Origin of the sequence: Bacillus cereus group sp. BfR-BA-01355 (genome assembly GCF_022663675.1) — a bacterium.
Classification (GTDB): domain Bacteria; phylum Bacillota; class Bacilli; order Bacillales; family Bacillaceae_G; genus Bacillus_A; species Bacillus_A thuringiensis_S.
This window is the reverse complement of sequence record NZ_JAKUFY010000039.1, coordinates 36,965-50,736: the sequence shown is the minus strand read 5'-3', so window position 1 is coordinate 50,736 and position 13,772 is coordinate 36,965. Positions and strand designations below refer to the sequence as shown.

Below are 13,772 nucleotides of genomic sequence, written 5' to 3'. Positions count from 1 at the left end.
TGTTGGATCTTGCTCCGGATTGTCAGTAACAGGTTTAGCTACTGGATCTTGCACTTGTTTATTAGTATCCTGTTTGGTGCCATCTTCTTTAGAGTCTTCTACCTGAACAGGAACTGATATAGGTTGAACGATTGTTCCTAAAGGAAAAGCGATTTGAACTGATTTTTCTCCAGTTTTTAAAGTTGAGTTAAACACGGTATCAACTTTAATTTTTCCTTTAGCGTCTTTCAAATTTTCTACTTGATCATTAAATATCAATTTTAATTTATTATCTTTAGCTGTTATAAAATATTGACCAATATTTTTTTGATCTGTTACTAAATCCCCTTGCAAATCTTTAGATACTTTTAATGCAAGTGGTATTTGGACTACTGCTGTATCATTTGCATGTGCAACTTGTTGATCCTTTATTGACCAAGCGTATTCTACTTGAATGGTTGATCCTATCTTTATTAAGTTGTTAGGATTTTTTGCTTCGTCAATAATATGATTCGTTGCATCTTTCATTTCAACAGTGTCAAATAAGGAATCTCCTGTTAAGGTTTCCGCTTTTACTTGATTGTATGGAAAACTAGCAAGCTGCGAAAATAGTACGAATACAATTAAACATACATTGAAAAGTTTTTTCATTTTTCCTCCTCTGAACATTCATTTGTCCATTGGGGACTTATTCCACATGAACAAATGGAATATTAAAAGTATTTGTTATAAGCTATTTGTTTTTGCTATCCCTCCGTTTCTATACGCGTTCTCAGACAAACTGGGTTATGTTCAAAGTAATATTATTTAACGTAAAACAAAATGTATATTTACACAGTTATTTGGAAATATACACAATTCGACAAAAAATGTCGAAAAAAATACTGATATAAAGAATGATATCAGACCTTTATATGTGAGATAGTTTTCATGTATATCTAGTAAAAAAGAATGGTTATAAAGGTAAGTTTTACGATACATACTAACCAAGGTAGTGTATCCCCTTGTGAAGGCTTATTTTTGCCTTAAAGTTATGTGGAAATAAAAATCTAGATAGGGTTGTTTTTGGTCAGAATGAAGACAATATGTACTTTGAAAATAGTCATCTATTTTGTCTAAAGAGAGTTGTACGATTAGTGGACCGAAGTTGAAAGACGATAGTTTCTTACATTGTTAGAGGAATATAAGGATTACAGAATATTCGACTAACCCGTTACTACGGTCATTTTTGAGACTGTTTAAACAATAAAAAAGAAGGTGTTTTCCTCCTTAGCTACAATATCTTTTTAGTAAAGATAAGCTTAAGTAACCTCCGCTAAAGATTATATACTTAAATGATAAAGAGTTCAACAATAGTTCACATATTTTCCCAAAATTAAAAAACGGCTGTTTTATGTGGAATAAATCTACAAAACAGCCGTTTTTTTATATTAGATTTCTGTTAAGATTATTGGTTCGCCGCGTGTTACGACAACGGTATGTTCACATTGTGCAACAAGACTTTTATCAGGTGTAATGAATGTCCAACCGTCGTCACCACGCTCAATAATATGATCAGCTTTCATAGATATGAACGGTTCTACAGCGATAACAAGACCGTCTTTTAGAAGCGTATTATCCATTGGATCATAGTAGCTTAAAATGTGATTTGGTGCTTCATGTAAGCTAAGACCAATGCCGTGACCAGTTAAGTTTTGAATAACATTGTATCCACTTTTATGTGCGAAGTTTGAAACAGCACGACCAATTTGATTTTGTTTTGAGCCAGCTTTAACCTTTTTCATTGCTGCCCAAAATGCATCAACCGCTGCTTGGCAAAGCTTTTCTTTTGCCTCGTCTTCTCCAAGTACAAATGAAATACCTGTATCAGCATAATAGCCATCAAGTGCAGCAGATACATCGACGTTTACTAAATCGCCTTCTTTTAATACACGATCTCCTGGAATACCATGAGCAACTTCTTCATTTACACTAATGCAAGTTACACCTGGAAAATCATATTCTTTTTCAGGTGCAGAAATAGCACCATGCTCATCTAATACTTTTTTACCGATCAAATCAAGCTCTTTCGTTGTCATACCTGGCTTCGCTTGTTTTTTCATTTCTTCACGTGCAAGCGCAACGATGCGGCCGATTTTTCGTAAGCCTTCTAAATCTTGTTCATTACGAATAATCATGAAAACCACTGTCCTTCCTCGAATATATATCTTATCCGATTGTATCATGTTTATTTTCGTCCTGCTACTTGCTTGCGGTATGCGGGCTGATTCCTCTCACAAGGAATATATGACAATTGTCATATCGATGTCATGACGTATCATACTGTTTCCTAAGTTTTCCAGGTAATACAATGTAAATATAAGAAACAGTGGGGGTGGAGAGATGGAAAAGATTATTGAAGTAAATGGTGTTTCTAAAACATTTAAACATAAAAAAGCAGTAAATAACGTTTCATTTCACGTGGATAAAGGAGAAATAGTAGCATTACTTGGACCAAATGGTGCGGGGAAGACGACGATAATTTCGATGATGCTTGGATTAAAAGATCCTACAGAAGGTACGGTTTCTATATTTGGAAAGAGTCCAAAGCAGAGAGGCGTTCGTAATAATCTTGGGGCAATGTTACAAGAAGTAAGTGTGATTGATAGCATTACAGTGGAAGAGGCAATAGAGCTATTCCGCAGTTATTATAAGAATCCTGTAGCGAAAGAAACGTTACTGCAGTTATCAAATTTAGAATCAGAGCGAAAGCAAAGATGTGAGAAATTATCAGGTGGGCAAAAAAGAAGGTTAAACTTTGCGCTTGCACTTGCGGGAAATCCGGATTTGTTATTTTTAGATGAGCCGACAGTCGGAATGGATATTACGTCTCGAAGAACGTTTTGGGAAACGATTCGAAAGTTAGCAAGTGAAGGGAAAACGATTATTTTAACGACGCATTATTTAGAAGAAGCAGATGCTTTAGCAAATCGTATCTTATTATTTGCGAACGGAAAGATTATCGCAGATGGTACACCAGACGAAATGAAAGCAACGATTTCGAGAAAAACAATCACATTTTATTCGAAGGAAAGCATTCCTACAAAATTACTAAAGGAATTACCAAATGTAACAGAAGTAAAGTCAAACGAAGGACGCTTCATTTTAACAACGGAGGATACGGATGCAACTTTAAAAGCCATTTATCAAAGGAGTTTACCTGTAACAGATGTTTCAGTTGAACGTGGAAGCCTTGATGAGGCATTTGAACAGTTTGTCGCAAATCAGAAGGGGGAAATCGCATGAGAGCGTTATGGATGCAATGCAAAATAGAAATTTTACGTACATTCCGCAATAAATTATTTGTTTTTTTCTCATTATTAATGCCTGTTATGTTTTACTACATTTTTACAAATGTTGTTCAAGTACCACAAAACGGAGATGCGTGGAAGGCACACTATTTAATTTCGATGGCAACTTTCAGCATTGTAGGGACTGCACTCTTTAGTTTCGGTGTGAGACTTTCTCAGGAAAGAGGGCAAGGGTGGACACATCTTCTAAAAATTACACCGCTTCCAGAGGGAGCATATTTAACAGCAAAAATTATCGCTCAAACAGTAGTAAATGCTTTTTCAATATTAGTTATCTTTATTGCAGGGATACTAATTAATCATGTTGAGTTAACGGTAGGGCAATGGATTGGTGCGGGGTTATGGTTATTGTTAGGGGTAACACCATTTTTAGCATTAGGAACAGTAATAGGTTCCATTAAGAAGGCGGACGCAGCTGCTGGCTTAGCAAATATCTTAAATATGAGTTTAGCTATAGTTGGTGGGTTATGGATGCCGATTGAAGTATTCCCAAAAATATTAAGAACAATTGGTGAATGGACACCAACATACCACTTCGGAAGCGGTGCGTGGGATATTGTAGCTGGAAAATCAATTGGATGGGAAAATATCGCGGTATTAGGAGGTTATTTCCTTATATTTGTTGTAGTATCAATATATATAAGAAAAAGACAGGAAGCGGTATAAATGATAGAGAAAAAGAGGATTGAGGTTTTTCCGAAACATATGGGGTTCTTTCCGTATATGTGGCTTGTGTATTTAGCGTTTCCGATTTATGCACTTGTACAAGAGGAGGGCTTAAGGTTAATGTTTGGGACTGGTATGCTAATTCTTTTTGTATTAGCATACCGGCAGCTGTATTTTGTTACAAAAATGTTCGCGATGTGGGCTTGTATGCAAATGGTTATAGCCTTGTTATTTAGTTTTTTTTATAGTCCGTATCTTATTTTTTTATGTTTTTTCACATCAAATGCCATAGCATTCGCACCTACGAAAAAAATGTTTCGAATACTATTGGGATTATTAGTTGTAACACTTATAACATTTGTATATGGTGCGGGTTTTTCATTTACAAGCTTTATAAATACTGTACCGATGCTTATTTTAATGCTTGTTGCGCCTTTTGGGATGCACAATTTTAATCAAAAAAAGATATTAAGAAATCAATTAAACGAAGCAAACGAGCAAATTAAAGACTTAGTAAAACGTGAAGAACGGCAGCGGATTGCGAGAGATCTTCATGACACATTAGGGCATACGTTATCTCTTATTACTTTGAAAAGCCAGCTTGTAGAGAAGTTAATTGTGAAAAATCCAGAGCGTGCAAGTGTGGAAGCGAAGGAAATTACACAAACGTCTCGTACAGCCTTAAAGCAGCTGAGAGAATTAATTTCTGATATGCGTATGATTACGGTAGAAGAAGAGCTAGAGCAAATAAAGGCAATCTTACAAGCAGCTAATATTGAATTAGAAGTGAGGCAAGAAGCAAGCTCGAGCTCGTTATCACCAATTGAACAAAATATTGTCGGGATGTGTTTACGTGAGGCCGTTACAAATGTTGTAAAACATAGTAAGGCAAAGCGGTGTGCAGTTTCTGTATTAGAATCGCAAGGTGAGCTGATTTTGAAAGTAGAAGATAACGGAATTGGTTTAACAGATCAAAATCATGATGGAAATGGTATCCGCGGCATGAAAGAACGAATTGCTCTTATTGATGGATTTGTTGAACTAGGTACAATCAATCCAGGGACGTTGTTAACAGTAAAAGTTCCAGTTGTTATTAGAACAGGAAAAGATGAGGTGAGGGCATGATTCGAATTATTATTGCAGAAGATCAACGGATGCTTCGTGGTGCATTAGGTGCCTTACTTGATCTAGAAGATGATATCGAAGTAATTGGGCAAGCGGCAAACGGGGAAGAGGCGCTAAAATTAATTGAATCGTTAAAACCGGATATCAGTATTATGGATATTGAAATGCCAATTCAAAGTGGATTAGATGTTGCTGAAGCGTTAAAGAAAGAAAAATCACCATGTAAAGTTATGATTTTAACAACATTTGCACGGCCAGGATATTTTGAAAGAGCAATGAAAGCTGGCGTGCACGGCTATTTATTAAAAGATAGCCCAAGTGAAGATTTAGCAGCAGCAATTCGTAATGTAATGAAGGGGAAACGAGAGGTCTCCCAAGAGTTAATGTTCGGTCTATGGCAGGAGCAAAATCCGTTGTCAGATCGCGAAAAGGAAGTATTGTTGCTTGCGAAAGAAGGAAAGACGGCAAACGAAATTGCGAAGGCACTTTATCTTTCACCGGGTACAGTACGTAATTATATTTCTGAAGTATTAACGAAGCTCGATGCGAAAAATAGAATTGAGGCAATTACAATTGCGGAAGAAAAGGGTTGGATATAAGAAGAAGTTTACCTAAGAGGAGTAAACTTCTTCTTCTTTGTTATTGTACTTCTATTACCTTATTTACTTTTTGTAACGACTTGTAACCATGTGCTTCAAATGCCTTTGCAAATTCATTTGATACGGCAGTGCCATATAAATCTTTTGCAGCTTGTACGATGTGAGATTGAAGTGATTCAAAGTCTTCAGCGGAAGTTGCATAATTTTGCAATGCACGCATAACAACTTTGCTTACTTTTTCATTGCCTTGTTTTTGAACAGCAACACCGTTATATGTTTTACCTTCAGCTAATTGATATAATACGTGACTGATAATACCAGAATTCACGTGTGATTCTTGATTATTACCATCATTATAGAAATCTTTTAAATTTGTATATAATTTATGACCGCCGTCACCAATTTCCCTTGGGATATCACGAATTGTTAGGCCACCTAATGTATCGCCCATAATCCAGTTTCCTTTATCTTTCTTTACGTAATATTCGATTTGTGTACCCCAGAAATCCGCTAATCCCTCGTTTAGTGCAGATGTTTCAGCGCTTGGATATCTCACGACTTTATTTTTCGTCGTGCCACTGAATACAGCATGTCCAAATTCATGAGCTGTTACATCAAGAGCTGATGTTAGTTTGCCGTCTAAACCATCACCAAATACCATTTGGTTCCAAGCGGGATGCCAAAACGCATTTACATAGTCTTCTTTTATACCATCACTAACTTCAGTAGAATCAAAACCGTGTACACTAGCAACAACTTTTGAATCTTTATTATCGTAACTTTTTAGATTATGTTCTTTCTTAAAGTAATCATAAATATCACTCATGTTCTTCATAGCGCCCGCGGCTTCTTTATCTGCAAAATTAGGAGTGCTACTTGAAATTAGTGTCCCTGGATAACCAGCTTGACTATATCCCCCGAGGGAATCGGCGTAGTTTGCATTATAAATATAAATACCATTTCCGCGTGATAAATCCGCTAAATAAAATTTCCCATCAGTTCCTTTGGCAATATTGAAAGAGATGTTTTCTTGAAGTGCATTTTTCCCAGTTCCTTGCTCACTTGCAGTGGATAATCTAGGTGATGTTACTTGATTTATAGTCTTATTCTCTTTGTTTTTAATGAATTTTTCTTGGAAAAGTACTTCGCCAGTTTTTAGATCAACGATAGCATTGCCATTTATAATTTGTTCATTGTTTTCATAAGTAAATGTAATAACAGTTGCGAATGTATAATAGCCATCTTTTTTCTTATAAACAACGGTTTCGCTAGAGAATTCTGTCTCAACCGCATCACTTGGAATTTGAACTATATCGCGTAATTTAGATTTCACTTCATTTTTCGACAAAAAATTTGTTATAGTAAGATTAGGTTGTTGATTTAAATTTTGAACAACTTTACCACTAACAGTTGTGATCACTCCATTTTTATCTACTTTTACAATGAGATCTTGGCCATATACTTTATAGTTTTTATATGTTTGTGCAAGGCGAACTTCGGTTTGATTTTCTTTGGTTTCTTTATTTGTAGGTTGGAAATCTACATTTTTTTCAGTAGTGACTTGTTCTTGTTGAGCTTTAGCCCCATCTACCTCACCTTTTAAATACTTTTTAGCAATATTTTCTTTCGTATCATTTTGAGGTTGTGTTAATTTCCCGATTGTTAAACCAGGCTGAGCAATTTCAACTTTGACTGCACTTTTGTCTAATTCTTGAGCATGAATAGCTTCTGTTGATAAAGGGTAAAGAAGACCGAATGTAACGAAAGCACTGGCAAGTTTTCTATAATTCATCTATAACACTCCTAATCTATTATTGTATGTGAGATGAATTGTATGAAAAATTTGCCGAATTTTATATATATTATGCATTATTTCATATCAAAAATTGTCGAATGCACATTATTGTAGTGGTATGACAACTTAAAAAATTAGATTGTTATAATGGGATGGTGAGTAAGTATGCAAGCAGAGAAATTAGGAAGTGAAATTAAGAAAATTAGAGTGTTAAGAGGACTAACACAAAAACAGTTATCCGAGAACATATGTCATCAATCGGAAGTAAGCAGAATTGAATCGGGTGCAGTATACCCAAGTATGGATATATTGCAAGGTATTGCAGCGAAATTACAAATTCCCATTATTCATTTTTATGAGGTACTCATTTATTCGGATATTGAAAGAAAAAAACAGTTTAAAGATCAAGTCATTATGCTTTGTAAGCAAAAAAGATATAAAGAAATTTATAATAAAGTATGGAATGAGCTGAAAAAGGAAGAATATCATCCTGAATTCCAGCAATTTCTTCAATGGCAATATTATGTAGCTGCTTACGTGTTGAAAAAAGTCGATTACGAATATTGTATTTTAGAATTAAAGAAATTGCTCAATCAACAATTGACAGGAATTGATGTATATCAGAATCTTTATATTGAAAACGCAATTGCAAACATTTATGCTGAAAATGGCTATTTGAAGAAGGGTATTGATTTATTTGAACAAATATTAAAACAATTAGAGGCATTGCATGATAATGAAGAATTTGACGTGAAGGTAAGGTATAATCATGCAAAAGCATTATACTTAGATAGTCGATATGAAGAATCACTTTATCAAGTAAATAAAGCGATTGAAATATCATGCCGAATTAATAGTATGGCATTAATTGGACAGCTATATTATCAAAGAGGTGAATGCCTAAGGAAGTTGGAGTATGAAGAGGCAGAGATTGAAGATGCATATAAGAAGGCAAGTTTCTTTTTTGATATATTAGAAATGCATGCATATAAAGAAGCGCTCGTAAATAAAATCAGCAGATAAACAACCTAAAAAGTGGATATGCATAATTGCATACAATGTGAATAAATTTTCATGATATATTAAAAGTAAAAAATGTGGGTGATGGAATATGAAGAAATTACTTATTGGTAGTTTATTAACGTTAGCAATGGCATGGGGTATTTCATTAGGTGATACAACATTAGAGAAAAGTCAAATAATTTCTCATAATGATCAAGAGGTACAAGTAGCTGCAGATTTACCTTTTGAGTTTTAAAAAACAACCGCCTTATTTAGACGGTTGTTTTTTTATGGAGTAACATCCAAACGTCTTTACTAGAAACAGGTTTGCTAATAAAGAATCCTTGAATGTGATCACAATTTTGTCTATGTAAAAATTCCCATTCTTCTTCCGTTTCTACACCTTCTGCAATCACTTCTAAATTTAGTTCTTTTGATAGTGTAATAATGGAAGAGACAATTGCTTCTTCTAAAGGACTATTTGTAATTCCACAAATAAACTCTCGAGCAATTTTTAATGTGTTGATTGGATATTTTGTTAAATAAGCTAAAGAACTATAACCAGTTCCAAAGTCATCGATTGAAATTTGAATGCCGAGATTTTGAAGCTGTTCTAGTTTTGCAACTACAGATTGATTTTGATTAATTGCGATGCTTTCCGTAATTTCAATATCTAGTGCTTCTGGTTTCAGTTCTGTTTCTTCTAACACCTTTGAAATAGTTGGGATTAAATCAGCATGGTTAAATTGAACAACAGATAAATTCACACCAACTTTTAAGTGAGAAAAACCTTGATTATGCCATCTTTTTGCCTCTAAACAGGCAGTACGTAAAATCCAATTACCAAGTTCAATAATAAAACCAGTTTCCTCTGCTAGAGGAATAAATTGGGCAGGAGATACGATACCGAGTTTTGGATGCTTCCAACGTATTAATGCTTCAAAACCGATAATTTCTTTTGTTTTTGTGCTTACTTGTGGTTGGTATTCAAGGAAAAATTCATTTTGTTGTAATGCTTTTGAAAGTTCACCTTCTAAGAATTGAATTTCATTTTGAGCGATACTCATTTCTTTTGAGAAGAAAACAAATCTGTTTTTTCCATTTGCCTTCGCACGGTACATAGCCATATCAGCATTTTTCATTAACTCATTTACATCAGTTCCATAATCAGGATACATCGCAATTCCGATACTCGGTGTAATAGAGAGTTCTTCGCCTTGAATGAAGAATGGTTTGTTTAAAATAGTTAAAATCTGTTCAGCTATAAAAATTGCACTTTTTTCTGAGTACATTTCTGGTAATAGAATGGTAAACTCATCTCCACCTTGGCGAGCGACGACATCTTTTGAACGCAAGCAACCGCGTAGTCTGTTTGCTACTTCAATTAATAATAAATCTCCGACGTCATGACCAAGTCTATCGTTAATTTTTTTAAATCGATCTAAATCAAGGAACATGACGGCGACATCATTTGCGTTAGTTTGGGCTGTATTCAAAATGGCTTTTAAATCTTTTTCGAACTTTCGGCGATTTGGTAATCCAGTAAGTGCATCGTGAAAGGCTAAATGTTCTACTTGTTTTTGTTTTTCATATAAAGTGGTAATATCACGCGCTATCCCAAACATTCCGACCACTTCTTTGTTTATAAAAGTAGGGATAAGTGTAATATGGAGATAATAATAATAGCCTTCTTGTTCTTTTGTACGAACTTCTAACGTTTGTGGCTTACCTTCCTTTGTAATTTGTAAAGCCTTCTTAAGTAGTTCGTGGTCTTTTGAATCAATGAAGTGTACCAGAGAATAGCTTGCCACTTCGCAATAATAGGCAGTAAATAAGCTTTCGCATGCCTTATTAGATTGTTGAAAAATGCCATTCATATTTAAAGAGAAAACGGCATCGGGATGATCTTCGAATAAAGATTTATAGCGTTGTTCACTTTTTGATAATGCAAATGCACCTTCTTCAACTTCGCCCTCTAGTTGTGTAGTCAACTGTTCATATGTATGGATTAGTGCTTGATTATCTTTCCACATGTAAAGTTGCCGCAAGAATAACAAAATAAGTGATAACACGAGGCCGATTAACATGAATTTATCATCCCAAGGTTGAATGATAATAAAAGAAAAAGTAATAATTATACTAAAATAAGGTAGTATAAAACGTATATAATCGAATCGATAATATTTTGCTTTCGTTTCATGCTGCATTGGTTTATCCAAAATATATAGTATGGAAGAAAGTCCAATTAATAAAATAGAAGCAGTGTGTATTAAATAATTAATTTCAGCGGAAGTTTTCATCCCAAAATTCAATTGAAACAGATGAATATAACCGTATACGAGTATAATAGTGAAACCGATAATTAATGCGATTCTACTAGAAGAATATTGTTCTCTTCTATATAGGCTAATAACGGCGTAAATTACTAATGATTGTGCAATAAAATACCCAATTAAAATCCAAGTGTCCTTTGTTAACATGCGGAAGCTTGAAATATCTAAGATAAAAGTTAAGGTGAAATAAATGTTCATAATAATAATAAAGATGCTATCGAATGAGAATTGAGAAAGTCCCTTAATAGAGTAATTTTTTATAAACTTTATAGCAAATCCAACAAAGAGCAAAATATATTGTATGATAAAAAAAGGTAATGCTTTATATGAAAATATAGATTGATTATGCATGGAAATCGAACTAAGAAATAGGGTTATCTCCATAACTAATCCACATAGGCAAGTGCATAGTAATAAAATCCAAAATAGTTTATCACTGCGTTTCATTTTTTTAATAGCTTTATATAAACAGTGGCAAGAAAAAAGTGCAGCAAAACAGAATAAGAAAAGAATCCCAATTTCCTTTATATGCGACTCATTTGGAATAAAGAGTATCCAAAGAGCAAATATAGATATGTATATTATGACAAATTGTACATACTTTTTTTGATTAATCATATTATGACTCCGTTTCAATAAAGTTGAATCTCGGGGGAATGCTAATTTAAATAATAGCATATAAAATAGGATGTTTTTTACTATAAAAATTACTTTTTTGAAAAAATGGTGCAAAGTTACAATTTACCACTGTAACATTGCACCACTTATTCTTTTAATGCCTCTTATAGCAGAAAGTTCATCTATTAATCGGAATAGTGCTAAGTCTTTTTGTTTACTTTCAATCATAATATCGAAATTATGATTGTTTTTTTTTGCAACGTGTAAGAAGGGCTTAATAAACTCTAAATCGATATATTCAGCATGAGCCCTAAATTCTTTTTCCGATCTTGGGGAGGAAATGTGAACTTTAGGAGAGATATTTGTATGTGACCAAGTTTCAAAAATTGCAGGAAGCAACTCTTCTAGTGGTTGCTCGCAAAGATTGGCCATATGATGATGATAATCAAATACAAATGGGATATTTTCTTTTTGGCAAATTGATAAAGTTTCAGAAGTTGTATACGTTTTATCATCGTTTTCAAGGGTCATTTGTTTTTTTATATGTGCAGGAAGTTTTTTTATGTTTTCATGGAAGCGCTCAATTGCCTTTTCTTTATTTCCATAGGCTCCACCTACATGAATATTAATGTAAGAAGAATCTGCAATGCCTATAGCATCCAATATTTTATAATGATAAGTCATATCCGTAATAGCGTTAGTAGTAATATGTGGCTTGTCACTTGTAAATAAAGTAAATTGATTTGGATGAAAACTTATTCGTAAATTGTGTTCTTTAATTAAAGCCCCTATTTTACGCCAAAGTGGTGTGAATACCCCAATATAGTCAAACTCGACTTCGGGATGTGTTGCAAGTGGGACGATGGAAGACGATAGGCGATATAGCGGGATTTCATGCGCTATATTGTAATGAAGGATACGTATTGTGTGCTCTAAATTTTGCCTTATAACATGGTACAATTTGTCTTCTCGCTCTTGTTTGCTGAGTTTCTTAAAGCTTGTAAACGTCATTGTTTTGGCAGGAGAACAGTCCCAGAGTGCCATTGCATGTGAGACATATCCAAACCGCATAATCATATGAGATACACCTCTTTTATTCATTGTCTTTCCTATAAAAAGAAAGCAAGCATTGTTCCAATCCATTCTTTTCCTCTATCGATAAGAGAAGGTGGGTTTACATCGCTATAGGAAAGTACGGATGCATTCTCTAGATCTTCATGGAATTTATTTTTTACTGTTCGAATGAAATGTTTATTATATAACAGGCAGTTTATTTCATGGTTAATATATAAACTTCTCATATCAAAGTTTGCTGTTCCAATATCACAAATATCATCATCCACTATAATAATTTTGGCGTGAAAAAAACCTTGTTGAAATGCGTAAATATTGCAACCAGCCTGTATTAATTTTCGGCAGTACGGGAATTTTGCTTCTCGAACGAGAGGGTGATCAGCTTTTTCTGGAACGAGAATTGTGATTTGAACCCCTCTCTCTCTTGCTTTTAATAAGGCATTCATAATTTTTTTTCCAGGAATGAAATATGGTGTACCAATACAGATTTCTTTTTTTGCTCCGTTAATTAAATGTAAAAAAGTATGCTGTAAATAAGCACCATCAGTCGGAATAAATTGATGCATTATGGTACCTGGGTTTTGTTTTGGAAAATAAAGAGAAACATCCAATAAATTCTGTTTCGTATCATCAAACCAGTCATGCAAAAATTGCTTTTGTAAATCTTGAACCCCTTCTCCTGTAAGACGTAAATGATAGTCTCGCCATAATCCTAAATATTCATTATGCCCTAGATACTCTTCGCCGATATTAAAGCCCCCGATATAGCCAGTTTTCCCATCAATCACTGTAATTTTTCTATGATTTCTTTGATTGGCAGAAAAGAAAAGTAGAGGAAATTTTATCTTATGACAAAATGAAAAAGATACACCATGTTTTCGCAGGGAGCGAATAGCTTCGTTTGATAAATAATGGCTGCCAAATCGATCAAGTAAAAGTCGTACTTCAATTCCTTCCTGAGCCTTATCAATCAGCAACTTTAAAAATTCACGACTGATTTTATCGTTTTTTACAATGAAGAATAAAATATGAATGTGGTGCTGTGCTTGTTTTATATCAGTAAATAAGGCGTCATACAAATCTTTCCCGTATGTATAAAGGTGAAAATCACTTTGACGTAAAGGGAAAGTGCGAGAGCTTACCCGCTTTAAATGAAGAAGTCTCCCGTATGAAAGGTCAATTGTAATCCAAAGAGCAACGGATATTAACAAAAGAGATAAGTAGAGCATCA

At 34.2% G+C, this 13,772-nt stretch carries 12 protein-coding genes; 6 read left to right on the top strand and 6 right to left on the bottom strand.

Annotation, left to right across the window (positions count from 1 at the left end; genetic code table 11):
- Together MR167_RS15240 and map are read right to left on the bottom strand one after the other, a co-directional pair.
- Nucleotides 1-630 (bottom strand): Ig-like domain-containing protein (locus MR167_RS15240; RefSeq protein WP_242314927.1); only part of this gene is annotated, 630 nt, incomplete at its 3' end.
- Between the two features lie 779 nt (nucleotides 631-1,409).
- Nucleotides 1,410-2,204, bottom strand: coding sequence for a type I methionyl aminopeptidase (gene map, locus MR167_RS15235; RefSeq protein ID WP_002083543.1), 795 nt, complete (start codon nucleotides 2,202-2,204; stop codon nucleotides 1,410-1,412).
- A gap of 157 nt (nucleotides 2,205-2,361) precedes the next feature.
- Here map and MR167_RS15230 point away from each other — a divergent pair, with 157 nt between their 5' ends.
- The 4 genes from MR167_RS15230 to MR167_RS15215 are packed head-to-tail and all read left to right on the top strand — an operon-like array spanning nucleotide 2,362 to nucleotide 5,719.
- A complete protein-coding gene (locus MR167_RS15230) occupies nucleotides 2,362-3,264 on the top strand; it encodes an ABC transporter ATP-binding protein (RefSeq protein ID WP_242314925.1) in 903 nt (300 codons plus the stop codon).
- Nucleotides 3,261-3,995, top strand: coding sequence for an ABC transporter permease (locus MR167_RS15225; RefSeq protein ID WP_001202435.1), 735 nt, complete (start codon nucleotides 3,261-3,263; stop codon nucleotides 3,993-3,995). Before MR167_RS15230 ends, MR167_RS15225 begins: the two co-directional genes overlap by 4 nt.
- On the top strand, nucleotides 3,996-5,120 hold the full coding sequence (locus MR167_RS15220; RefSeq protein WP_242314923.1) for a sensor histidine kinase: 1,125 nt from the start codon (nucleotides 3,996-3,998) through the stop codon (nucleotides 5,118-5,120).
- Nucleotides 5,117-5,719 (top strand): response regulator transcription factor, encoded by a 603-nt coding sequence (locus tag MR167_RS15215; protein WP_000619243.1) that lies wholly within the window; start codon nucleotides 5,117-5,119, stop codon nucleotides 5,717-5,719. The genes MR167_RS15220 and MR167_RS15215 overlap by 4 nt, the downstream gene beginning before the upstream one ends.
- 40 nt (nucleotides 5,720-5,759) lie before the next feature.
- Here MR167_RS15215 and MR167_RS15210 read toward each other — a convergent pair whose 3' ends face one another.
- Complete coding sequence (locus tag MR167_RS15210) at nucleotides 5,760-7,511, bottom strand: M4 family metallopeptidase (RefSeq protein ID WP_001109525.1); 1,752 nt, start codon at nucleotides 7,509-7,511, stop codon at nucleotides 5,760-5,762.
- Between the two features lie 168 nt (nucleotides 7,512-7,679).
- Between MR167_RS15210 and MR167_RS15205 the strand changes: the two genes are divergently transcribed.
- A complete protein-coding gene (locus MR167_RS15205; RefSeq protein ID WP_001147494.1) occupies nucleotides 7,680-8,537 on the top strand; it encodes a helix-turn-helix domain-containing protein in 858 nt (285 codons plus the stop codon).
- Nucleotides 8,538-8,625: 88 nt separating this feature from the next.
- On the top strand, nucleotides 8,626-8,772 hold the full coding sequence (locus MR167_RS15200) for a quorum-sensing peptide PapR (RefSeq protein WP_000734733.1): 147 nt from the start codon (nucleotides 8,626-8,628) through the stop codon (nucleotides 8,770-8,772).
- Between the two features lie 16 nt (nucleotides 8,773-8,788).
- Here MR167_RS15200 and MR167_RS15195 read toward each other — a convergent pair whose 3' ends face one another.
- From MR167_RS15195 to cls, 3 genes are all read right to left on the bottom strand, one after another.
- Nucleotides 8,789-11,467 carry a DUF4084 domain-containing protein gene (locus tag MR167_RS15195; RefSeq protein WP_002162962.1) on the bottom strand — a complete coding sequence of 893 codons (2,679 nt, stop codon included), beginning with the start codon at nucleotides 11,465-11,467 and terminating at the stop codon, nucleotides 8,789-8,791.
- A 123-nt stretch (nucleotides 11,468-11,590) separates the two neighbouring features.
- Nucleotides 11,591-12,544: a UV DNA damage repair endonuclease UvsE gene (uvsE, locus tag MR167_RS15190; protein WP_014895365.1), complete on the bottom strand. Its 954-nt coding sequence runs from the start codon at nucleotides 12,542-12,544 to the stop codon at nucleotides 11,591-11,593.
- A 32-nt stretch (nucleotides 12,545-12,576) separates the two neighbouring features.
- Nucleotides 12,577-13,770: a cardiolipin synthase gene (gene cls, locus MR167_RS15185; protein WP_000966425.1), complete on the bottom strand. Its 1,194-nt coding sequence runs from the start codon at nucleotides 13,768-13,770 to the stop codon at nucleotides 12,577-12,579.
- Nucleotides 13,771-13,772: the final 2 nt, after the last annotated feature.